Here is a 23,061-nt window from a genome sequence, read left to right as displayed (position 1 = left end):
ATCAGTTGCCGTCGAGAGGAAGTCGGATGGAAGCCGCCAAGGACTGGTGGGTCTACCGGGGCACGGGCACGGTCGAGGACAAGCGCGCCCGTCTCGACGAACACCGTCCACCGTGGCGGGAGTTCAAGGGCGAGCCCGATCCCGAGTACACCCCGCCCACCACCTCCGGACCCGCGTGGACGGAGACGTACGAGCGCGGCGACGGATACGTTCCTGACGAGAGCGAGGTGGACGCGGTCAACACGGCGCTGTATCTGCGTCGACCGCTGCTCGTCACCGGCAAACCCGGGGTCGGCAAGTCGACCCTCGCGCACAGCATCGCCGCGGACCTGGAACTCGGCCCCGTACTGCACTGGCCGGTGACGAGCCGGAGTTCCCTGCGGGACGGGCTCTACCAGTACGACGCGATCGGGCGGCTGCACGACGCGAACCTGCGGCACCTGGAATCCGGCCGGGGCAACCCGGGCCGCCGTGAGCCGGGCCACCGGCCCCGCTCCTCGGGCAGCACCATCGCACCGTATCTGCGCCTCGGGCCGCTCGGCACCGCGCTGCTGCCGCAGGAGCGGCCCCGGGTGCTGCTCGTCGACGAGATCGACAAGAGCGACATCGATCTGCCGGGCGACCTGCTCACCGTCTTCGAGGAGGGCTCCTTCGAGATCCCCGAGCTGGCCCGGATCGCCGCCCGGCAGCCCCGGGTCAGGGTCGGCACCCAGGACGGTCCGGAGACGCGGGTCGGCATCGACGGCGGGCGCGTCCAGTGCCGCGCCTTCCCGATCGTCGTCCTCACCAGCAACGGCGAGCGCGACTTCCCGCCGCCCTTCCTGCGCCGCTGCATCCGGCTGCATGTGGAGCCGCCCGGCGAGGACAAGCTGACGCGGATCGTCCGCAAGCGGCTCAAGCTCGACGAGTCGACGGGTGAGGACCGCTACCAGGACCTCATCGAGGACTTCATCGCCCGCCGGACAGAGGGCGATCTGGCCACCGACCAGCTCCTCAACGCCGTACAGCTCCGGCTGAACGGCGCGTGGTCCGCTCCGGAGGAGCGCACTGGCTTCCTGAACACCGTGCTGCAACGGCTGACGGGGCCGCTGGCGTGATCGAGGATCTGTTCCGCGCTCTGAACGAGTCCGGCGAGAGAGCCGGACCCGAGGAGCTGGCGGACATCCTCTGGCTGGCGGCGCGCATCGGTGGCCCGGGAGTCCCGGACGTACGGGCCCTGCCGGACGCCGACGAAGAGCCCTTCGATGCCCCGCCGCTGCCCGAGCCCCCCACGACAGGTCCGGGCGGGGCGGCTGCCGAGCCGACCCAGGAGTTCTACAACGCCGCCGATGTGACGGACGCGCCCGGTCCGTCGCGCGACGGCATCGACCTGGTCCGCGTCCGCCGCGCCGCGTCGCTGCGGGATCCGCTGGCCCTGATGCGGGCGTTGCGTCCGCTGGGCCGGAGCACGGGCCGAGGGGAGACCGACTGCCACGACGTCGATCTGGAACTCGACGAGGAACTGACTGTCCGCCGAACCGTCGAACAGCGCCTGCCCGTCCCGGTGTTGCGCCCGCGCCGAGGCCGCTGGCTGGACCTCGCGCTGGTGGTGGACGCCCACCACTCGATGCTGCTCTGGCATGACCTGGTGGCCGAACTGCGGCGGGTGTTCGTACAGACGGGCATCTTCCGGGATGTCCGCACCTGGTATCTGCGCGGCACGGACCCGGACGCCGGTGACCCACTGTCCGTCTCCCGCACCCCGGCCGGTGAGTGCCGCAGTGTGCAGGAGGTGTCCGACCCGTCCGGTCACCGGCTGGTCCTGGTGGTCACGGACACGGTGGCAAGCGGCTGGGCCGGGGCCGAGGTCGCGCGGATGCTGCGGCAGTGGTCCACCCACGGTCCGGTGGCGCTGCTCAATGTGCTGCCGCGCCGGCTGTGGGACCGGGGCGCGGTGCGCCCCCGGGCGGTCCTGGTCCGTTCGGTCGGACCCGCCGCACCGAACACCTCCTGGCGGCAGGGCCCGGCCACGCGCAGCCGCCGCCGACGGCACCCCGTGCAGGAGGGCATCGCGGTTCCGGTGGTGGAGGCCGGGGCCGCGTCGGTGTCGGTCCTGGCGAAGCTGGTGGCGGGGAACGGGCAGTGGATGCGGGTGCAGTGCCTGTCGGTCCCCCGGGTTCCGGAGGAGTTCACGTCACGTGAACGGCGTGCAGGGGAGACCGAGGAGGTCGACGACGTCCTCAGGCGGTTCAGGGCCGGGGCATCACCGGTCGCCCAGCGCCTGGCCGGCTACCTGTCCGCCGTACCCCTCAGCCTCCCGGTCATGAACCTCGTCCGCCAGATCATGCTGCCGGAATCGGAGCACGGGCATCTGGCGGAGGTGGCGCTGGGTGGTCTCCTCACCTCATGGGCCCGGGAGGACACCACCGACCCGGACAGCGTTCCGTTCGACTTCCGGCCCGGGGTTCGGGCGGCCCTGCTCGGTGGGCAGCGGCGGGATGCCATCACCTCGGTGCAGGAGGTCGTGCGGCGGGAGATGGGGGCCGGGGTCAGTGAGCGGGGGGCCAGCAGCGGGGGTGACTTTCTCGCGGGGCGCGGTTCGGTGGGTGCCGGCGGCAACCGGGGGGTTGTCGAGGGGGCTTCACCGTTTGCGGCGCGAGTGGAGGCGGGAGAGGCGGGGCAGGCGGCCGAGCCGCGGTGGCATCGGATCGCGGACCTGGTGCGGGAGGTTCCGACCCTGCCGAACTATGTCGTGCGGGACCTGGATGAGCGGCTTCGCGAGGTGATCTCGCGGGCGATGGAGGGGCACAGCTCGTTCACGGTGCTGGTCGGCGAGCCCGGCGCGGGAAAGACGACGGCGATTCTGCGGGCGGTTGCCGCGTTGCCGGACGACTGGACGTGGTGGGAGCCGCGAGACGTGGCGGAACTGAACGCGCGGGTAGCCCAGTTGCCCCCTCGCTCCGTCGTGCTGCTCGACCGCTTCCCCCTCCTCGCGTCTGCCTACGCCCTGCCCCACTCGGCATCGGGACCGATCGTGGTCTTCGGTGAAACCACCGCCGCAGACCTGGAGTTGCCGCCCGCGGACAGCGGCGTCGACGTAGTACGCGTTCCCACCTGGAGCGCGGACTCCGAGACCCTGCGGCGGATCGAAGTGGCACCGCCGGTCGCCCGAGCCCTGCTCCGGGCGGCGCTGGACATCAGACGGCTGGGCCATGACCCGGACCTGAGGCGCGAGTTGCTGACGGCCGCGACGGAGGTCTATCTCCCCGAGTACGGACGGGAGGAATTGACCCCCGAGGCGATGTCGGCAGCCCTCACCTATGTGTGCCAACCCGTGGCGGGCGAACCGCTGATCATGCTCCGGACCTCACGCAGGGAGGCCTGGTACCGACTCAGTCACTTCATGGAAGACGTCGACCGGGTGGAGGTGCCGTCCATTCACCCGCCGGAGCAACTCTGGGGGGTGCTGGCGCGCTTCGCCGACCGTGACTCCCTTCCCGCACTGGCGGAGGCCGCTCGGGAGAGAGGTCTGGCCGAAGTGGGCCGGTACCTGGACAACTCCTTCGCGTTCCACGACATTTCCCCGGACTCGATTGCCGTCATCCGAGAGCTCATCAAGGACGTCGAGCAACGGCTGGTTCGTGTCTCGACCCAGAGCGGAAACCCGGTCGGCTCGGGAATCCGCCTGTCGGACGACGGGCTGGTGGTGACGGCGTTTACGCGGCCCTCCGGCGCGACCCGGGACGAGCCCTTGCGTGTGTGGCCCTATCACGGCGACTTCGTCGTGGCTGCGCGGCTCCTGCGCCCGGCCACGGAGACAGCTCTGTCCTACCTGCACATGAACCCCCGCGCGGCACTGCCGAGCGTGACGCCGGTGCCTGCCGCCTCCTCACCGGCAGCCGGAGAGCAGGTCCTGGTCGTCGGCCTCGACGGCGAGCGAGGCACCGAACTGACGGTGCTCCGCTGCCGGGTCACCGACGCCACCGCGTACGACTTCTCCCTGACACCCGTCGTCTCCGCGCTGTGGCCCACTCCTGGGGCAGCCGTCGTCAATCTGTACGGGACGGTGATCGGGGCGGTGTCGTTCGCCCACGAGCCATTGACGCTCATGGCCACGCGGATCACGTTCCCCGCGATCCCCGTCGTACCCACGTCCGAGCAGTCATCGCCCCCAGGTCTCATCGACCCACCTCGCTCTCGTGCCGTACTCATCGGAGCCGACAGCTACGAAGACCTCCCGGACCTTCCGGGCGCGGCGGATCCTGTGTTCAGTTTGGCGTCCGCCTTGGGGTCCGACGACGAGGACGGGATCTTCGCCGCCCGGAATATCAGAGTCGCTTGGAACGACTTGGTCGAGACACTCGATGTCCCACTCGCCGAAAGGGCCATGCAGGCCGAGCACACCTTCCTGATGTACTACACGGGCCATGTTCTGGAAACGACCGACGACGCCTTCCTCACCTTTCCCGACACCCGTGGCGAACGCATCCCGACAACCGCCCTCTCGATCAGGCGGCTTCGTTCCCTCCTGGACGAAAGCCCGGCCCAGTTCAAGGTGCTCCTCCTCGATGCCGACACCCACGACCCGGACCGCATTTGGTCCTGGTTCGCACCTCGCGTCAGCCCAGGTGGAAGCTGGGCGCTGCTGACCAAACGACAGCGCTCCGGGCAGACACCTCATGCCTTCACCCGCGAGATCACCAGCACCCTCACCAGGGGCATCCCCGGGGGCCCCGAATTCCTGAGCCTGGTCGACATCGCCAACCACGGCCGGGGAAGCATCTCGATCTACCGGCACTACGCCGCCGACGACCCCGTCCTCCTCGTGCGAAACCCCGCCTTCACCCCGCACACCGCCGGCGAGCAGGAAGGCACCGTCAAGTGGTTCAACTCGGAGAAGGGCTACGGCTTCATCACCCTGGACAACGGCCGCGACGTCTTCGTCCACTACTCCGTGATCGACATGCGCGGCTACCGCACACTGGACGAGGGCCAACGGGTCCGCCTCAGCGTCACCGACAGCGCGAAGGGGCCGCAGGCCGCGAACGTTCGCCCCACCCCCTCTGACCCCTGAGCCGGTGATCGTCACAGACTCACGTCGCGGTACGTCGGCCTCCCGTCGACAACGGTGAGCCGCACCGGCAGGTCCGGCAGATCGGTGGCGTCCACAGTGAGCGGATCCGCCGCGAGGACAGTCAGGTCAGCCCGGTACCCGACCTGAATCCGCCCGGCCTCCTTCTCCTCGCCCGCCGCCCAAGCCGCATTCACCGTCATCCCCTGAAGCGCCTCAAGCCCACTGAGCGCCTGCTCCGCCCCATGCGGCGCCCCCGTCAGATCCCGAGTCGGTCGCCGATGCCGCGCCCCGGCCATCACACCCAGCGGCGGACAGGGAGCGATCGGCCAGTCGGAGCCGAGGACCAGCCGCAGCGGCAGTTCCCCAGCCGTGTCGAGTTCGCCGTAGAAGGCGAGGCTGTCGCCGTTCGCGTTCGCCGCTCGCTGAGCGTCATCGCCGACGGCACCGCGCGGCCGGCCTCACCCTGTACGGGCTGCTCGTCTCCGACTTCCTCGACTCCGTCGGCAACGTCCTCCAGCTCACCGTGGTCCTCCTCGGCCCCAGCGTGGCCGTCTACGCCACCGACATCGTCCTGCGCCGCAACCGCTACGACGGCCCGGCCCTGACGGACGAGACCCGCCACAGCCGGTTCTGGTACACCGGCGGCGTCCACGTCCCCGGCGCGGTGGCCCTCGGCGGCCCGGATCTCGCGCTGCCCGTGGGCATGGCCTGTCTCGGCGGGCCTGTACACGGTCCTGGGGCGCCCGAGGGCGTAGCCCACCAGCGCCTTCACGCCCGCTCCACCCGCGCGCGAGCCCTAGATGCCATCGTCGCCGGTCGCGATGACGCCCCGAGCCGTGCCCGCGCAGGCCCGCACGTCGCCCGGAGACAACCGTCGGATCCGAAGGGACGCGCAGCCGTGAACAACAGGGAGACATCCACCGCCCCGCGGGCCCGGGCCGAGGACCAGGTCCGCGCGCTACAGCTGATCCAGGGCCATATGGCCGCCCAGGCCGTCGGCGTCGCCGCCCGCCTCGACCTCGCCGACGTCCTGGCCGCCGGCCCGATGAGCTGCGCCGAGCTGGCCGAGGCCACCGGCACCGACCCGGACGCGCTGCGCCGGCTGCTGCGGGCGCTGGAGAGCCTCGGGCTGGTGGAGCGGCCCACCGCCGCCGACCTGTTCGCGCTCACCTCCTTCGGCGAGGTGCTCCGCTCCGACGCCGACGCCCCGGCCCGCGCCATCGCCGCGTTGTTCACCTCCCCGGTGGTGTGGCGGCCGTGGGGGGAACTGCTGCACAGCGTGCGGACCGGGCGGACGGCGTTCGAGTCGGTCTTCGGCACCGCGGCGTTCGGGCACATCGGCGGGCACCCCGATCTCTCCGCCCTGTTCAACTCGGGGATGGCGGAGCTGGCCCGGGGCGCGGCCCAGTCCGTGGCCGCCGGGTACGACTTCTCCGGGTTCCGTACCGTCGTGGACGTCGGCGGCGGCAACGGCACCCTGCTCGCCGCGCTGCTGGCCGCCTCCCCCGGCAGCCGGGGCGTCCTCTTCGACACCCCGACCGGGGTGCGGGAGGCGGCGCTGGTGCTCGCCGCGGCCGGGGTCTCCGACCGCTGCACGGTCACCACCGGCGACTTCTTCACCGCCGTACCGCCCGGCGGGGACGCCTACGTCCTGAAGAACGTGCTGCACGACTGGGACGACGAGCGGGCCCACGCCTTGCTCGGCCGCTGCCGCCGGGCCATGCCGGACCACGCGCGGCTGCTGCTGATCGAGGCGGTCCTGCCGGACGACGACGGGCCCGCGGCGCGGCTGAGCGCCGTACTGAGCGATCTGAACATGCTGGTCATGGTCGGCGGCCGGGAACGCACCCGGAGGGAGTACGCCGACCTGCTGGCCGCCGCCGGTCTGGAACTGACCGACGTCAGTGAGCCGCTCGCGCCCACGCATTTCCAGGTGCTCGAAGCCGTGCCCCGCCGAGCGCACCCCTGACGCACCCTGGACGCACCGCACCGTGCCGCCGGTATGCTGCGGCGCCGCACATCGACACCGGCCCGCGCCCGTGCACAGGGGCCTTTGCGCCTCCCGGGTGCGGCGAGCGGGCCTTTTGGCGCATTCTTGCTGTGTCGCCCCGTGGGACGGCGCACGGACGAGGTAGGGGCCGATGACTGGGAGCGCCGAGCATGCTCAGCTGACACCCGGGCGGCCGACGGCGTCGCTGATCGACACCTCGCTGGAGGCGATCAGGGCCGCCGACGGCCACGCGGCCGGGGTGTATCTGCGCTCCAGCACGCCCGGACTGCTGCGCCTGTCCGCACTAGTCGGACTGCCCGGCCGGCTCTTCAGGCCCTGGTGGCGGCTGCATGTGGACCGGCCCTTCCCGGTCTCAGACGCGCACCGGCTCGGCGTGGAGGTGGTCCTCGCCAACGCGACCGAGACCATGCGCCGCTACCCCCAGTTCGCGGCCAGCCTGCCCTTCCAGTTCGGCTCCCTGTACGTGCCCGTCGCGGCCGGCACGACGGCGTACGGCGTGCTCACCGTGCTGCGCCCGTCCGCCTCGGACGCCACCGAGCTGCTGCCCGAGCGGGAGCGGCTGACACGCATCGCCGACGCGCTGGCCCGGCAACTGCGTGACGCGTCGGACGGCCCCCTGTCCTGGGACGGCGAACCGCTGTGCGTACGGCCGCCCGCGGTCCGCCCGTCCGGCCGGGCCGGAGGCTTCACCTGGGACCCCGCCACGCATGCGGTGGCCCCCGACGACCGGCTGCGCTCGGTGCTCGGGGCGATGCCCGAGGAGTGGGCCGGCAGCGAGCGCGCGTTCGCCGGCACCGTGGCCCCCGATGACACCGAACCCCTGCTGGCCGCGCTGCGGGACACCGCCGCCGGACGGCCGCCCCCGCTGCCGCTGTATGTGCGCGGCGCGGACGGCGCGCTGCGGCTGGTGGAGCTCTGGGCGTCCTACGACGGCACTCCCGGCACCCCCGGCGGCCAGGTGGTGCACGGCATCGTCCTCGACCCGGGCCCCGGCTCGGCGGCCGACACCGCCGCCGATCTGCTCCCCGAGGGGGTCTTCGCGCTGGACCGGCTCGGGACCGTCGTCTACGCCAACCCGCGCGCCGCCGAGCTGCTGGGGCGGTCCCGGCCGCAGTTGCTCGGCAAACCCTTGTGGGACGCCGTGCCGTGGCTGGCCCAGCCCGCCTGCGAGGACCATATGCGCGGGGCGCTGCTGTCGCCGGAGCCGGTGCACTTCCACGTCGGACGGCCCTCCGGAGATCTCGCCGGGGACTGGCTCGCCCTGTCCCTGCACCCCGGCCCTGACCTGCTGACCTGCACGGTCCGTCCGGCGCACCGGGTCTCCGAGGCGCCCGCCGACACCCCGGCCGAGGTCACCGAGACCGCCGAGACGGCCGCCGAGGCGTCGATGGCACCGCTGTACCGGCCCATCGTGCTGGCCATCGCGCTGACCGAGGCGGTCACCGCGCGCCAGGTGTCCGAGGTGGTCATGCGGGAGCTGCTGCCCGCGTTCGGCGGGCGCCGGCTGGCGATCTACCTGCTCCAGGAACGCCATCTGTTCCTGGCCTGGGAGAGCGGCTTCCCGCCCGGGTTCCTCGCGCCGTTCGACGGCGTGGGGCTCGACAAGCGGCTGCCCGGAGTGGAGACCCTCACCAACGGCCGCCCCCTGTTCTTCGACTCGATGCAGCAGCTCATGGACGCCTACCCCGGCATCGCCCTGGACGCCACCGAGGGCGCCCGCGCCTTCCTGCCGCTGATCGCCTCCGGGCGCCCGGTCGGCTCCTGCATCCTCGGCTTCGACCGGCCCCGCAGCTTCAGCACCGAGGAGCGGGCCGCGCTCACCGCGCTCGCCGGGCTGATCGCCCACGCCATGGAGAAGGCCCAGCGCTACGAGAGCGAGGCGACCCTCGCCCGCGGCCTCCAACAGGCCCTGCTCCCCCGGCGGCTGTCCGCGCACCCGATGATGGAGACCGCCGGGCGATACCTGCCCGCGACCCAGGGCATGGAGATCGGCGGGGACTGGTACGACGTCGTCGCCGCCGGGGACGGGCTTGCGCTGGTCATCGGCGACGTCCAGGGGCACGGGGTGCAGGCGGCGGCCACCATGGGCCAGCTGCGCACCGCCGTCCGGGCGTTCGCGCTCGGGGACCGGCCGCCCGACGAGGTGATGAGCAGCACCAACCGGCTGCTCATCGACATCGACTCCGGGCTCTTCGCGAGCTGCTGCTACATCCGCCTCGACCCCGTCACCGGCGTGGCGAGGGTGGCGCGGGCCGGACATCTGCCGCCGCTGCTGCGCCGCCCGGACGGCCGTACGCACCGCGTCGATCTGCCCGGCGGGGTGGTGCTCGGGGTGGATCCGCAGGCGCAGTACCCGGTGACGGAGCTGGTCATCGACCCGGGCGCGGTGCTGGCCCTGTACACCGACGGGCTGGTGGAGCGGCCCGGCTGGGACATCGACGACGGCATCGGCGGGCTGCGGGTGGCGCTGGCCAGGTCCGGCGCCCCGCTCGGCTGCCCCGGCGGGCAGTCGCTGGCCAAGATCGCGGACCGGCTCACCGCGACCGCCCGGCACACCGCCGACCGGCCCGACGACATCGCACTGCTGCTCGCCACCCGGCGCTCCGAACCCGGGCACGAGACCTGACGGGAAAGCGGAAACCGCCTGTCACAGTATGTGACGCCTCTCGCCTCCTGGGGTCCGGCAGTGTAGACATGGCTCATGGTCCGACTCTCGGGTCGTGGGGCCCGGTCGCTCCGTCGCCGCAGCGGTCAGCGCTCCCACCGTGCGCCCGACCGCGCCCGCGGAGTGCGCGCGGGGAGCGTGCCGGACACCGAACACCCACCGAAGCACGGCCGGCGGCCTCGGTCACCGCTGAGCCGGATCAGCGTGGCGGGCCAGGTCTTCCTGTTCCAGGTCGTCATCGTGCTGCTGCTGGTGGTCGCCGCGGTGGTGGCGCTGGTGCTCCAGGTGCGGCACGACAGCACCCGCGAGGCCCGCAACCGCTCCGTCGCCGTCGCCCAGGCCTTCGCCAACGCGCCCGGCACCGTCGAGGCCCTGGACGCCCCGGACCCGTCGTCGGTCTTCCAGCCGCGCGCGGAGGCGGCCCGCGAGGACACCAAGGTCGACTTCATCGTCGTCATGAACACCGACGGCATCCGCTACAGCCACCCCAAGCCGGACCGCATCGGCAAGCAGTTCGTCGGCACCATCGAACCCGCCCTTGAGGGCAAGGTCGTGACCGAGGAGATCATCGGCACGATCGGGCCGCTGGTGCAGGCCGTCGTGCCCATCGAGGACGACAACGGCGAGGTCGTCGGCCTGGTGTCGGCCGGGATCACCACGGCGACCGTCGGCGGCACCGCCGACCAGCAGCTGCCGCTGCTGCTGAGCGCGGCCGCGGCGGCCCTCGCCCTGTCCACGGGCGGGACCGCGCTGGTGAGCAAACGGCTGCTGCGGCAGACCCATGGCCTCGGCCCGCACGAGATGACCCGGATGTACGAGCACCACGACGCGGTGCTGCACGCCGTCCGCGAGGGCGTGATCATCGTCGGTGACGAGGGCCGGCTGCTGCTCGCCAACGACGAGGCGCACCGGCTGCTCGACCTGCCGGCCGACGCCGAGGGCCGCCATGTCGCCGACCTCGGGCTGGCCCCGGACACCGCCGAGCTGCTGGACTCCGGCCGGGTCGCCACCGACGAGGTGCACCTGGTCAAGGAGCGGCTGCTGGCGGTGAACCAGCGGCCGACGAACCTGCGCGGCGGCCCGTCCGGGAGCGTGGCGACGCTGCGCGACTCCACCGAGCTGCGGGCCCTGTCCGGCCGCGCGGAGACGGCACGCGAGCGGCTCAGCATGCTCTACGACGCCGGTGTCGGCATCGGCACCAGTCTGGATGTGACCCGAACCGCCGAGGAACTGGCGGGGCTGGCCGTGCCGAGGTTCGCGGACTTCGTCACCGTGGACCTGTTCGGCTCCGTGCTCAGCGGCGGCCAGGCCGAGACGGTGACCCCGCTGCGCCGCACCGCCTCCAGCGGCATCCGCAAGGACGCGCCGCTGTATCCGGTGGGCCAGCAGATCGCGTTCGTGGAGACCTCGCCGCAGGCCCGCGCGCTCGACAACGAACAGGCGGTGCTGGAGCCGCGGCTGGCGGAGGCGCCCGGCTGGCAGGCGCAGGACCTGGAGCGGTCCGCGCAGGTCGTGGAGTACGGCATCCACTCGCTGATCGCCGTGCCGCTGCGGGCCGGGGCGCTGGTGCTGGGCGTGGTGAGCTTCTGGCGGGCGCAGAAGCCGGAGCCGTTCGACGCCGAGGAGCTGGAGCTGGCGGAGGAGCTGGTCGCGCGGGCGGCGGTCTCCATCGACAACGCCCGCCGCTACACCCGCGAGCACAACATGGCGGTGACCCTCCAGCGCAGTCTGCTGCCGCGCACCCTGCCCGAGCAGAACGCCCTGGAGATCGCCTACCGCTATCTGCCCGCGCAGGCCGGGGTGGGCGGCGACTGGTTCGACGTGCTGCCGCTGTCCGGCGCCCGGGTCGCCCTAGTCGTGGGGGACGTGGTCGGGCACGGGCTGCACGCGGCGGCCACCATGGGGCGGCTGCGGACCGCGGTGCACAACTTCTCCGCGCTGGACCTGCCACCGGAGGAACTCCTCGCACTGCTGGACGAGTTGGTCGCCCGGATCGACCAGGACGAGGCGGCGGAGGGCAGTACGGCGCCGGTGACCGGGGCGACCTGTCTGTACGCGGTGTACGACCCGGTGTCCCGGCGCTGCACCATCGCGCGGGCCGGTCATCCGCCGCCCGCGCTGATCCGGCCGGACGGCACCGTCGAGTTCCCCGACGTGCCCGCCGGTCCCCCGCTCGGGCTCGGCGGGCTGCCGTTCGAGACGGCCGAGCTCCAACTGCCCGAGGGCAGCAGGCTCGTGCTGTACACCGACGGGCTGGTCGAGGACCGCGAGCATGACATCGACGAGGGGCTGGAGCTGCTGCGCGCGGCACTCGAGCGGGCCGGCAGCTCGCCGGAGGAGACCTGCCGGACGGTGCTGGACGCCCGCCTGCCGGACCGTCCCGGCGACGACATCGCCCTGCTCGTCGCCCGCACCCGGGCCCTGCCCACCGGCCGGATCGCGGAGTGGCAGATCCCCTCCGATCCGGCGGCCGTGGCCAAGGTACGGGCGTCGGTGAGCCGTCAGCTCGCGCACTGGGGCCTGGACGAGCTGACGTTCACCACCGAGCTGATCCTCAGTGAGCTGGTCACCAACGCGATCCGCTACGGCGGCGACCCGATCCGGGTCAGGGTGCTGCACGACCGCACCCTGATCTGCGAGGTCTTCGACAGCAGCAACACCTCACCGCATCTGCGCTACGCGGCCATGACGGACGAGGGCGGCCGGGGACTGTTCCTGGTGGCGCAGCTCTCGGAGCGCTGGGGCACCCGCTACACGTCCGCGGGCAAGGTGATCTGGGCGGAGCAGCCGCTGCCGTAGGGCGGTGGCAAGGAGTTGTGACGCGACGGGTGTGCAAGCCTCGGACTATCTGATAGTAAACCTTCCTATCAGTGCCAGGCACCTCCAACACCCCACCCCCCACCACCACTTGGAGTACTCGTGAGGCACCCCACCCGCCGCACCCTGCTCGCCGCCCTCGGCGTCTCGGCTGCCGCGATCCCCCTGCTCAACGCCCCGCGGGCGAGCGCCGTGCGCGCGCCCGGACTCGACGACCCGGCGAAGAAGGAGATCGCCATGAAGCTGGTGTCGAGCGCGGAGAACTCCTCGCTCGACTGGAAGGCCCAGTACAAGTACATCGAGGACATCGGCGACGGCCGCGGCTACACCGCCGGGATCATCGGCTTCTGCTCCGGCACCGGCGACATGCTCGACCTGGTCGAGCTGTACGCCGACCGCAGCCCCGGCAACGTGCTCGCCAAGTACCTGCCCGCGCTGCGCGCGGTCGACGGCACCGACTCGCACGCCGGTCTGGACCCCAACTACCCCCGGGACTGGCGCCGGGCGGCCCAGGACCACGCCTTCCAGCAGGCGCAGAACGACGAACGGGACCGGGTGTACTTCAACCCTGCCGTACGGCAGGGCAAGGCGGACGGGCTGCGTGTGCTCGGACAGTTCGCCTACTACGACGCCATCGTCATGCACGGCGGCGGCTCCGACCGGCTCAGCTTCGGCAGCATCCGCAGGCGGGCCCTGCAGAGCGCGCGGCCGCCCGCCCAGGGCGGCAACGAGGTGCGCTACCTGCACGCCTTCCTCGACGCCCGGGTGTGGGCGATGAAGCAGGAGGAGGCGCACAGCGACACCAGCCGGGTGGACACGGCCCAGCGCGTCTTCCTGCGCCAGGGCAACCTCGACCTGAACCCGCCGCTGGACTGGAAGGTGTACGGGGACAGCTACCACATCGGCTGAACCGCCCCTGGAATCAACCGCATCGGGGCCCGGCGACCCGGCCCCGGTGCGGCCCGGAACCGCTCATAAACCCAGCTTATGAGCTCATAGACCGGACCCGCGTACCGACTTAGGGTTGCCTTAACTTAGGCTTCCCGTCGAGTTGCTTGTCATCGCTCGAAGGGAACCTGATCATGCCCCGCCCCCTGCGGGTAGCCATTGTCGGAGCCGGCCCCGCCGGGATCTACGCCGCCGACGCGCTGCTCAAGTCCGATGTGGCCGCCGAGCCCGGTGTCTCCATCGACATCTTCGAGCGCATGCCGGCCCCGTTCGGCCTGATCCGTTACGGCGTGGCCCCCGACCACCCCCGCATCAAGGGCATCATCACGGCCCTGCACCAGGTCCTCGACAAGCCCCAGGTCCGTCTCTTCGGCAACGTGGACTACGGCACCGACGTACACCTGGACGATCTGCGCGCCTTCTACGACGGCGTCATCTTCTCCACCGGCGCCATGGCCGACCGCGAACTGCGCATCCCCGGCGTCGAACTGAACGGTTCCTTCGGCGCCGCCGACTTCGCGTCCTGGTACGACGGCCACCCGGACGTGCCGCGCACCTGGCCGCTGGAGGCGGAGAAGGTCGCCGTCCTGGGCGTGGGCAACGTGGCGCTCGATGTCTCCCGCATCCTCGCCAAGACCGCGGACGAGCTGCTGCCGACCGAGATCCCGCCGAACGTCTTCGAGGGCCTGAAGGCCAACAAGGCTGTGGAGATCCACGTCTTCGGCCGCCGTGGCCCGGCGCAGGCGAAGTTCAGCCCGATGGAGCTGCGCGAGCTGGACCACTCCCCGAACATCGAGGTCATCGTCAACCCCGAGGACATCGACTACGACGCGGGCTCCATCGACCAGCGGCGCTCCAACAAGCAGGTCGACATGGTCGCCAAGACCCTGGAGAACTGGGCGATCCGCGACACCGGCGACCGCCCGCACAAGCTGTTCCTGCACTTCTTCGAGTCGCCGGTGGAGATCCTCGGCGAGGACGGCAAGGTCGTCGGCCTGCGCACCGAGCGCACCGAGCTGGACGGCACCGGCAACGTCAAGGGCACCGGCGAGTTCACCGACTGGGACGTGAACGCGGTCTACCGCGCCGTCGGCTACCTCTCCGACAAGCTGCCCAAGCTGCCCTGGGACATCGACTCGGGCACCGTCCCGGACGCGGGCGGCCGGGTGCTGCAGGAGTCCGGCGAGCACCTGGACTCGACGTACGTCACCGGCTGGATCCGGCGCGGCCCGGTGGGTCTCATCGGCCACACCAAGGGCGACGCCAACGAGACGGTGGCGAACCTGCTGGAGGACTTCGCGGGCGGCCGGCTCCAGACGCCCGCCACACCCGAGCCCGAGGCCGTGGAGTCGTTCCTCGCCGAGCGCGAGGTCCGCTTCACCACCTGGGAGGGCTGGTACAAGCTGGACGCCGCCGAGAAGGCGCTGGGCGAGCCCCAGGGCCGGGCGCGCGTGAAGATCGTCGAGCGCGAGGACATGCTCCGCGAGAGCGGCGCCTGATCCGTACGACACGAAGGGCCCGGGGCGGTGCGCCCCGGGCCCTTCGTCGTCCATGGCTCCGACGGCGCCGAGTGGCTGGCCCACTACACGTCGTGCACGATGTGGCCGGGGGGACGTGAGAGCCCGATGGGAAGGATCAGCGGCCATGCGCACAGGCCCCCTGCGACCGAAAAGCCCGTCCCGGAAACGTTCGGCGGCCATGGCGGTGACCGGAATCCTGGTGGCCGCCCTGAGCGCGGTCTCGCTCGTGTCGTGCGGTTCGGACGACGACGACAGCGGCGACACCGCGGCCACCAGGACCCGTACGGCTCCCAACACCGCGGACTTTTCCGGCACCGCGCCGTCCGCGCTGGAGTCGCTGGCCGAGTCGGTCCAGGCGTCCCTGTCCGCGGTCGCGTCGTCTGTCTCGGCGCGCGCCTCGGAGTTCGAGGCCTCCGTCTCCGCCGAGGTGGCCCGCGCCAACGCGGCCGCGCAGGAGCAGTTGAAGGACGTCGAGGGGCGGGGCAACGCCACGGCCGACGTCTCCCTCACCGGCAAGCCCCGGGCGGACACCGGCGGACTGCTCGCCGTGGTCGTCAACATCACGAACAGCACCGACCAGACCGCCTCCTACGCCGTCCAGGTCGACTTCAAGGACTCCGACGGCAACGTCGTGGAGACCCGGTACGTCGGCGCGGAGGACCTGGAGCCCGGGGAGCGGGCCCAGCCCCTCGCCATCAGCCGCAAGCCCCCCGAGCCGCAGCTGACGGCGTCGATCGCCAAGGCGCAGCGCTACTGACCGTGCGCGGGGTGCACGGTGTTCACCCGGATGCCACCCGGCCCCAGCTCTGTCGCCGGGGCGTTCGGGGCGGCCGGGCTGGGGCTCGCCGCCCGGTCAGTGGGCGACCGTGACCACGATCTTGCCGATCTGACGGCCCTCCTCCAGCCACCGGTGCGCCTCGACGATCTCGTCCAGCGCGAAGACCCGGTCGACGGCCGGGGCGAAGGCGCCGTCGCGCAGCCCGGAGGCGATGAACGCCTCGGCCCGGCGCAGCCGTCGTGGGTCCCGGGTCGTCTCGTGGACCGTGTAGGAGCGCATGTTCAGCGCGGGCAGGCCGAGTTCGACCCCGGGGTAGGGGGTCGCCTCGCCGCTGAGCGCGCCGTAGACGAAGAGGGTCCCGTCGGGGGCGACCACCCGGGCGAGGTCCAGGACACCGGGTCCGGCGACGGCGTCGAGGACGAACTCGGCGCCCCGGCCGCCGGTGACGGCGAGCACCCGCTCGGCGACGTTCTCCTCCCCGGTGACGATCACCTCGGCCGCGCCCGCCTCCAGCAGCGCCTCGCGCTTGGCCGGGGTGCGGGTCGTCGCGACCGGCACCGCCCCCACCCGGCGGGCGACCCGGATCGCCGCCAGACCGACGCTGCTGGCGGCCGCGGTGAGGACGACCGTGTCCCCGGGCCGGGCCCGGCCGACCTCGACGAGGGCGCCGTACGCCGTCAGATACGCCATCCACACCGCGGCGCCCTCGACCGGGCCGAGTCCGGACGGGCGGTGGACGACCGCGGCGGCGGGGACGATCGCGCGCTGGGCGTAGACGGCGTGGTCGTTCATCGAGAAGGCGGGCAGCACACTCACCGGCGCACCGGGCTCGAACCCATGCACATCCGGGCCGAGCGCCTCGACGACTCCGGCGGCCTCCGCGCCGAGCCCGGCCGGGAAGGACCGGACCGGCTCGATGTAGTGGCCGCCGCGGAACAGTGCCTCCGCGCGGTTCAGGCCGATCGCGTCGATGCGCACCAGCAGCTCTCCGGGACCGGGTTCCCTCAGGTCCACGTCCTCCAGGCGCAGCACCTCGGGCCCGCCCAGCTCATGGAACCTGACCGCCTTGACCATCTCGACTCCCCCGTCCGACAGCGTGGTTGACCGGTCACCCACCCAAACCGAAAGTACGACAGCTGTCAAACTTCGACAGGTGTCGAACTTCGGTGACCTACGATGGGCGCGATGACGGCGACACGACGAGGCGGGCGGGAGCGGGTTCCCGCACATCCGGACATCCGGAAGGTCAGCCTCCAGCAGGTACTTGAGGCGCTGGTCGATCCCGTACGGCGGCGGATCGTCGCCGAGTTGTACTCCGGCCGCGAGGACCTGGCCTGCGGCACCTTCGACCTGCCGGTCAGCAAGTCGACGGCCACACACCACTTCCACGTCCTGCGCGAGGCGGGACTGATCCGGCAGTACTACGTGGGCACGTCCCGGATGAACGCCCTGCGCCGCGAGGAGATCGACGGCGCCTTCCCGGGCCTGCTGCGCGCACTGCTCCCCCCGCGCCCCGAGTGATACATATGATCGGGGTTCTTCACTGAACCTTCACAAGGGGGGACTTCGTCATGCGTATACGCATGCTCATCGGGACGGCCGCCGCCGCGGGCACGCTGGCCGCGCTCGCCGCCGTACCGGCCCAGGCCGCCGAGTACAGCTCGGCCCTGAAGATCCGCGGCGTGCAGTACGACGCCCCGGGCAGCGACTCCAACAACTGCACGACCGGCAACAGCAAGGCCGAGTACCTGGAGATCAAGAACTACTCGTCCACCAAGACGGTCAACCTCAAGGGTTACCGCGTCAAGGACGCCGCCGGGAACAAGTTCACTTTCACGGCCAACCACTATCTCCAGCCCGGTGACCAGGTGAAGCTGCGCGGCGGACACGGCAACGACTCCGACGCGAACAACGTCGTCTACCGCGACAACTGCAACTTCATCTGGAACAACGACAAGGACTCGATCTACCTGTACAAGCCCACGGGCGCGGGCGCCGACTCGCACTCGTACACCAAGAGCGGCTCCGACGCGGACGGCAACGGCTACATCAAGTACCACGGCTGAGGGATGAGCTCAGGGCCCGCCCCAATGCGGATGGCGGGCGGGCCCTGCGCACCGGCCATTGTCCTGACCACGAGCCGGACGGGACCACGTGTGAAGGCCGGTCCTCCGGGGCGGTCCACGCACACCCCGTGTGCGGCACCCCGGTGACATCCGAGGGCGCAGAGACGCTGATACTGGTACAAGCCTCTGCCCCCGTCGCCCCCAGGACTCATGCGAATCACGCCGACCGTCCGCCCCACCACTCCCCCCACGATCTGGCTGGCCCACGGCCGGCACATCGGCTCCTGCGCCGCCGAGGAGGTGATCCGGCGGTGTCTGCGGCGGCACAAGGACGACGGCCTCCTCGACGACTTCACGGAACCGCCCGAGGAGCGCCGCGAGGACGAGCGGGTCTTCGAGGCCCGCTGGCGGGTCGAGGACACGGTGACCGTACGGGCCCGGCTGACCCTCTCGGACGCGGGCGCCTGGCTGCTGGCGGCCGAGGCCGAGCGCCCCTGGGACCCCCGCTGGCCGTCGCCCGCCACGCTGTTCTGGCCGCCGGATCAGGGCGCCGACTGGGACCAGGACCCGGTCACCGGCGGACGGCTGCGCGGCCTCAACCCCCTGCCGGACGACGACAAGGCCGTACGGCGCCTGCTCAAGGACGCCGCCGGTGACGGCTGGAGCGTCCAGGTCGTCGTCCACGAGGCGATGACCACCGGCCAGCGCGGGCGGACACCGCTCGCGGGGATGCTGCCGCCGGGTCTGCGGCACCGGGTGGTCGAGCACCGCGCGGCCCCGCACCAGCTGCGCGTGGTGAACTGGGCGCTGCGGGACACCGGTGTGGAGGTGCCGCGCGGCGGTGCCGTGGTGCTGCCCGGCTCCCCGGCCCCGGCGGACTACGACGCGGCCGGGTTCTCCGTGCGCAGCGTCTTCCTCGACGGCTCCGAACCGGCCGAGCTGATCGCCGCCGTCACCCGGTTCGCGGCGCTGGAGAAGCCGCTGCCGGACGGCGCCGGGGAGGCCCTCGCCGGCCTGCGTGAACGGTGGACCCTGTTCACTCTTGAGGAGGAACTTGCCCGGGAGCGCGCGCTGGTGGCGATGTACGCCGAGGCGCTGGAGGCGATGACCAAGTCCCGGGACCTGTACCGGGAGGCCGCCGAGCAGGCCCACGAGGCGCTGGCCGCCTACCGGGAGTCGGCCGGCCCCCTGCCCGACCGCCGGCCCCCGCCCGACTCCCCGCTCCAGCAACTGACCCGGACCTTCGGGCGCCTCAAGACCAACGCGCTGGCCCTCCGCCCGGCCCCGGCCCCGGCCCCGGCCCCGGCCCCGGCCCCGGCCCCGGCCCCGGCTCCGGAGCCCGCCCGGGACGAGGAGCCCGCAGGACGCGGAAGCGGCACCGCCTGACGGTCACTCCGGCGCGGACCCCACCGCGGCCGGTTCCCGGGGTTCCGGCTGCCGGGGCTGCGCCTTGCGGGACGGGCCGGGTGCCGTCAGGTGGACCAGCAGGGCCGTCAGGGACGCCAGGGACGCGCAGACCGCCGCCGGTCCGGCCGCCCAGGCGGGGGCCAGGGTGAGGTCGAGCGCCCGGGACAGTCCCGCCGAGGGCAGCCGCCCGTCGAGGAGTTGGGCCGCGGCCAGCGCCGCCGGGACCAGGACCGCGCCCGCCAGGAACGATGCGGTGATCCGCAGCGTCAGCAGCAGCGCCACCGCCAGACACGCCACCGACATGGCGAGGGCGAGGGCGTAGAACCGCAGCGAGGATCCGTCGCGGTGCAGCGGGAAGTAGGCCACCGCGCACACCACGAGGGCGGCGACGGCGAGCCGCCCCGGCCAGGTCGGCGGCCGCGGCACGGTGGCGGGCGGGAGGCTTCTCGGGGCCGGGGCCGCCGTCGGCGGCTCCGGCAAGGGCTCGGGCGGCGCCGGGTGTTCGCGCTCCTCGGAGAGCCGCCGGATCAGTTCGACGAGTTCCTCCACCGGGCGTCCGGTGGCCGCCGCGCGGACCGCCTCCTGGCCGCAGTGCGGCTCCAGGTCGGTGCGGTGCAGCAGGGCCACCAGCCGCGTCACGTCCTCCAGCGAGCGCCGCTCGGCGGCGGCGCGGATCGTCTCGTCCGCGCTGTTCGCCGTGCGCGGCGGCCGGGTCAGCAGACCGACAAGCCGGGTCACGTCCTCCACGGACCGGTCCACGCCGACCGCGCGGAGCGCTTCGAGGGTGGCCCGGGCGTGCTCGGGCGAGCGTTCCAGCAAGGTGATGAGCTGGGCGACCTCTTCCACCGGCCGGTCGGCCACGGCGGCGTGCAGCAGCCCGCCGACCGGGTCCTGGCCGACGGGCTCGGGCGGGGCGGGAGGTATGTCGGGGTCCTGCGAGGTGGGTGTTGAAGAGCGGGTGGTCATGCTCGGCTCCAGGGGAGGAATGCGCTGCCGTTGCTTCGCCCCCGAAGCGACATGCGACTGTACGGAGTCCATTACTAAGCGTTGCCGTCCGGGCTCGCCACCCGAGTGGGCCGAGCGCATGAGAGCGCCCTCCGCGGCCCGCTCCGCGACCGCCGTGCCGGAGGGCCGACTGCTCCGGTTGACGCACTCGGGCCATAGCCGCGCCGGAGCAGGGAATCCGTCAGGAGAGGCGTGCGCGCGGCACCGCCCATGGGCGCCCGCGTGCGCCCCCGGACCGGAGGAGGGCTCGGTGGACTCGACCACAGTGGTGCTCGTCGGCGCCGCGGTGCTCGCGGCCGTTGTGCTGGCCGTGGCCGTAGCGGTGCTGGTCCGGCTGGTGCGGACCCGCCGACGGCTGCGGCGCGCGGGCCTGCCGACCGGGCCGCGCTGGGTCTTCTGGGGAGCCCTCGCGTACTTCGTACTACCGGCCGATCTGCTCCCCGATCCGGTGTACTTGGACGATATTGGCGTACTTCTGCTCGCCTTGCGCGCCCTGCGCGGGTCCGCCGAACGGCGTGTTCCCGGGGCGTCGCCCATGCCCGTACGCGCCGGTCGGCGCGGTAATGGCGGCTGAGACGGGGGTGGCCCAACGGGCCTGCCGGGAACGGCAGTCGGGGAGTCGATCCATCGATAATTACGGAGAGTAAGGAAACCAACCATCCGTTCGATTCGTATAAGAGGGTGGAAGCCGAAGGAAGTCGGCGGACCGAGCGACGTCCCAGGGTGGGTGCCGCGCTCGATCGAAGCAGCACCGGCGAGGGAGAGACGATGCAACCGTTCGCGCTCAACTACGCACGTCCGGCAGCGGACGCGCAGGTCACGACTGGCTACGCCTACGACTCCGGCCTTCAGTTGAACGTGACCCCGGACGGGCGGATCGCCGCACGCGACCACGCCTTGCTGAGAGAGCTGGGGACGACGACGTCCACGGCGGGCTCCAAGACGCACTTCGACGACTGAACGCGGAACCCGCCACGATGACCGTGTTGATTCTGACCACCGAAGAGGACGTCACCGCCGACATGGTGGTGGTGCACCTCAACGCCTGCGCGGTGCCGGTGGTCCGGCTCGATCCCGCCGACCTGACCGGTGGGGCCGCGCTGTCCGGCGAGTATGTGCACGGCACCTTCCGGGGCCATCTGTCGTCCGGGGGCCGGCTGGTGAGCCTGGACGGGCTGCGGTCGGTGTGGGTGCGCCGGCCGGGGACCCCGGCGGCCCGGGCGGAGCGGCCGTCGGCCTGGCTGACCGAGGAGTCGGCGCAGGCGCTGTACGGCATGCTGCGCGCCGGGGGCGCCCGCTGGATGAACGACCCCGATGCCGCCCACCGCGCCCGGCACAAGCCCTGGCAGCTCCGGCTGGCGCAGAGCTGCGGGCTGCCGGTGCCGGCCACCCTCATCACCACGTTCCCGCAGGCCGCCCGGGAGTTCGCCGACCGCTACCCGGACCTGGTCGTCAAGCCGGTCTCCGGCGCCCATCCGCAGGACCCGCCGCGGGCGGTGCCGACCAGCAGGGTCGCCCCGGACGCCGACTTCGCCTCGGTCGCCTTCGGCCCCACCCTGTTGCAGCGGCGGGTCGCCAAGCGGGCCGACATCCGGCTCACCGCGGTGGGTGAGCGGCTGCTGGCCGCCCGTAAGCCGGTGGCGGCGGACGCGCCCCCGGACGAGGTGGACGTCCGGTTCGCCTCCACCCTCGCGCCCTGGCAGCCGGTCGAGGTGCCGCCGCGTCTCGCCGAGAGCGTGCACGCCTATCTGCGGGGCGCCGAACTGGCCTATGGCGCCTTCGACTTCGTCGAGGACGCCGACGGGACCTGGTGGTTCCTGGAGTGCAATCAGTCGGGGCAGTTCGGGTTCGTGGAGGTGGACACCGGGCAGCCGATCGCGCGGACCATAGCCGAGTGGCTGTCCCGGCCCGCGGCGCCCCGGCCGCCGCGGCTCAACGGCGCGAACTCGGCGGTCTGCTGAGTCAGAGCTGTCCGGGCGGCAGCGCCGAGCGCTGCCAGCCGGCGCCCGGGTTCGGCGTCCGCTCGACCGGCGGGGCACCGAAGGACTGCAACGGCCGCATGACGAACTCCAGTTCCCTGCTGACGCGTTCGGCCTCCCGGCGCACCTGCGTGGGAACGTCGCCGCGCTCCGAGATCAGTCGGTCGTAAATGGGAGAATCCTGGAACACCCGTCAACGCGCCTTTCGTATCGTGGCCCACCCACATGGGCACGACCGCCGAGTGTAAGGGCCCAGGCACACGGGGGTGCTAATTCCGGGATCGGGCTTGACGAGGGACGACGAGGCGCTACGGCGGACTCAGGGGCGTGCGATCTCCGGTCACGCGCCGGTGGTGGAACCAGGCCGGACGATCATGAGCACGGTGACGGTCGCCCACAGCAGGTTGAAAATGCCGGTGAACATGGCGAGTTGGACGGTCCCGGACCGGTCGACAGCCTCCTCCGCCGCTAGCCGTTCAAGGATCTCGTCCTGACGGGGCAGGACGAAGGCGACCAGGATGCCGGCGGCCACCGCCGTGAGGGTCATGGACGCGATGAGCCATGCGTCACCCAGGACGCCCATCGCGGCGGCGGTGGCGAAGCCCAGCAGGGGAACGGCGAGGCCGACACGGGAGTAGACCCGGCAGATGCGGTGCAGCAGCCGGACGGTGCCGAGCCTGCCGTCCTGGGCGGTGCGCGCCGCCGGCGGGAACATGCTGGCGGCCGCGGTGACCGGGCCGACGGCCACGATCGCGGCCAGGACGTGCAGGGTGAGCAGGAACTTCGTCATCAGGGGGCGTCCGCCTCTGTGC

General features: G+C 72.3%; 19 protein-coding genes. 14 read left to right on the top strand and 5 right to left on the bottom strand.

Going from position 1 to position 23,061, the window contains the following annotated elements; genetic code table 11:
* Positions 1 to 26: 26 nt before the first annotated feature.
* Together STRCI_RS37735 and STRCI_RS37730 are read left to right on the top strand one after the other, a co-directional pair.
* Positions 27 to 1,097, top strand: coding sequence for an AAA family ATPase (locus STRCI_RS37735; RefSeq protein WP_269663497.1), 1,071 nt, complete (start codon positions 27 to 29; stop codon positions 1,095 to 1,097).
* Entirely contained in the window at positions 1,094 to 5,053 is a 3,960-nt protein-coding gene (locus tag STRCI_RS37730) for an SAV_2336 N-terminal domain-related protein (RefSeq protein WP_269663496.1), read from the top strand. Before STRCI_RS37735 ends, STRCI_RS37730 begins: the two co-directional genes overlap by 4 nt.
* 11 nt (positions 5,054 to 5,064) lie before the next feature.
* Here the strand turns inward: STRCI_RS37730 and STRCI_RS37725 are convergent, their stop codons facing one another.
* A complete protein-coding gene (locus tag STRCI_RS37725) occupies positions 5,065 to 5,412 on the bottom strand; it encodes an amidohydrolase family protein (protein ID WP_418953482.1) in 348 nt (115 codons plus the stop codon).
* 164 nt (positions 5,413 to 5,576) lie between these two features.
* On the opposite strand from STRCI_RS37725, the gene STRCI_RS37720 reads away from it, so the two are divergent.
* The 6 genes from STRCI_RS37720 to STRCI_RS37695 all read left to right on the top strand — a co-directional run bounded on the left by STRCI_RS37720 (position 5,577) and on the right by STRCI_RS37695 (position 15,771).
* Positions 5,577 to 7,022 (top strand): methyltransferase, encoded by a 1,446-nt coding sequence (locus tag STRCI_RS37720; protein ID WP_269663495.1) that lies wholly within the window; start codon positions 5,577 to 5,579, stop codon positions 7,020 to 7,022.
* 172 nt (positions 7,023 to 7,194) lie between these two features.
* Entirely contained in the window at positions 7,195 to 9,690 is a 2,496-nt protein-coding gene (locus tag STRCI_RS37715; RefSeq protein ID WP_269663494.1) for a SpoIIE family protein phosphatase, read from the top strand.
* A 75-nt stretch (positions 9,691 to 9,765) separates the two neighbouring features.
* Entirely contained in the window at positions 9,766 to 12,528 is a 2,763-nt protein-coding gene (locus STRCI_RS37710) for a SpoIIE family protein phosphatase (RefSeq protein ID WP_269663493.1), read from the top strand.
* 120 nt (positions 12,529 to 12,648) lie between these two features.
* A complete protein-coding gene (locus STRCI_RS37705) occupies positions 12,649 to 13,455 on the top strand; it encodes a chitosanase (protein WP_269663492.1) in 807 nt (268 codons plus the stop codon).
* A gap of 173 nt (positions 13,456 to 13,628) precedes the next feature.
* The gene (locus STRCI_RS37700) at positions 13,629 to 14,993 is read left to right on the top strand and encodes an FAD-dependent oxidoreductase (RefSeq protein WP_269663491.1); all 1,365 of its coding nucleotides are present in this window, start codon (positions 13,629 to 13,631) and stop codon (positions 14,991 to 14,993) included.
* 145 nt (positions 14,994 to 15,138) lie between these two features.
* Positions 15,139 to 15,771, top strand: a complete 633-nt coding sequence (locus tag STRCI_RS37695) for an FxLYD domain-containing protein (RefSeq protein WP_418953415.1) — start codon at positions 15,139 to 15,141, stop codon at positions 15,769 to 15,771.
* Between the two features lie 96 nt (positions 15,772 to 15,867).
* Here STRCI_RS37695 and STRCI_RS37690 read toward each other — a convergent pair whose 3' ends face one another.
* The gene (locus STRCI_RS37690; protein ID WP_269664748.1) at positions 15,868 to 16,866 is read right to left on the bottom strand and encodes a zinc-dependent alcohol dehydrogenase family protein; all 999 of its coding nucleotides are present in this window, start codon (positions 16,864 to 16,866) and stop codon (positions 15,868 to 15,870) included.
* Between the two features lie 111 nt (positions 16,867 to 16,977).
* On the opposite strand from STRCI_RS37690, the gene STRCI_RS37685 reads away from it, so the two are divergent.
* From STRCI_RS37685 to STRCI_RS37675, 3 genes are all read left to right on the top strand, one after another.
* On the top strand, positions 16,978 to 17,313 hold the full coding sequence (locus tag STRCI_RS37685; protein WP_269663489.1) for an ArsR/SmtB family transcription factor: 336 nt from the start codon (positions 16,978 to 16,980) through the stop codon (positions 17,311 to 17,313).
* A 50-nt stretch (positions 17,314 to 17,363) separates the two neighbouring features.
* The gene (locus STRCI_RS37680; protein ID WP_269663488.1) at positions 17,364 to 17,858 is read left to right on the top strand and encodes a lamin tail domain-containing protein; all 495 of its coding nucleotides are present in this window, start codon (positions 17,364 to 17,366) and stop codon (positions 17,856 to 17,858) included.
* Between the two features lie 210 nt (positions 17,859 to 18,068).
* On the top strand, positions 18,069 to 19,244 hold the full coding sequence (locus STRCI_RS37675) for a hypothetical protein (protein ID WP_269663487.1): 1,176 nt from the start codon (positions 18,069 to 18,071) through the stop codon (positions 19,242 to 19,244).
* 3 nt (positions 19,245 to 19,247) lie between these two features.
* Here STRCI_RS37675 and STRCI_RS37670 read toward each other — a convergent pair whose 3' ends face one another.
* A complete protein-coding gene (locus STRCI_RS37670) occupies positions 19,248 to 20,231 on the bottom strand; it encodes a hypothetical protein (RefSeq protein WP_269663486.1) in 984 nt (327 codons plus the stop codon).
* A gap of 289 nt (positions 20,232 to 20,520) precedes the next feature.
* On the opposite strand from STRCI_RS37670, the gene STRCI_RS37665 reads away from it, so the two are divergent.
* From STRCI_RS37665 to tgmB, 3 genes are all read left to right on the top strand, one after another.
* Positions 20,521 to 20,844 carry a DUF1232 domain-containing protein gene (locus tag STRCI_RS37665; protein ID WP_269663485.1) on the top strand — a complete coding sequence of 108 codons (324 nt, stop codon included), beginning with the start codon at positions 20,521 to 20,523 and terminating at the stop codon, positions 20,842 to 20,844.
* A 194-nt stretch (positions 20,845 to 21,038) separates the two neighbouring features.
* The gene (gene tgmA, locus STRCI_RS37660; RefSeq protein ID WP_269663484.1) at positions 21,039 to 21,230 is read left to right on the top strand and encodes a putative ATP-grasp-modified RiPP; all 192 of its coding nucleotides are present in this window, start codon (positions 21,039 to 21,041) and stop codon (positions 21,228 to 21,230) included.
* Between the two features lie 17 nt (positions 21,231 to 21,247).
* Positions 21,248 to 22,231, top strand: a complete 984-nt coding sequence (gene tgmB, locus STRCI_RS37655; protein WP_269663483.1) for an ATP-grasp ribosomal peptide maturase — start codon at positions 21,248 to 21,250, stop codon at positions 22,229 to 22,231.
* Between the two features lies 1 nt (position 22,232).
* Here tgmB and STRCI_RS37650 read toward each other — a convergent pair whose 3' ends face one another.
* Positions 22,233 to 22,439, bottom strand: coding sequence for a hypothetical protein (locus tag STRCI_RS37650; RefSeq protein WP_269663482.1), 207 nt, complete (start codon positions 22,437 to 22,439; stop codon positions 22,233 to 22,235).
* Between the two features lie 150 nt (positions 22,440 to 22,589).
* Positions 22,590 to 23,039, bottom strand: coding sequence for a hypothetical protein (locus STRCI_RS37645; protein WP_269663481.1), 450 nt, complete (start codon positions 23,037 to 23,039; stop codon positions 22,590 to 22,592).
* Positions 23,040 to 23,061: the final 22 nt, after the last annotated feature.

It is taken from the genome of Streptomyces cinnabarinus (genome assembly GCF_027270315.1).
In the GTDB taxonomy this organism is placed as follows: Bacteria; Actinomycetota; Actinomycetes; order Streptomycetales; family Streptomycetaceae; genus Streptomyces; species Streptomyces cinnabarinus.
The sequence above is the reverse complement of the archived record's forward strand: the minus strand, read 5'-3'. Positions and strand labels throughout refer to the sequence as shown.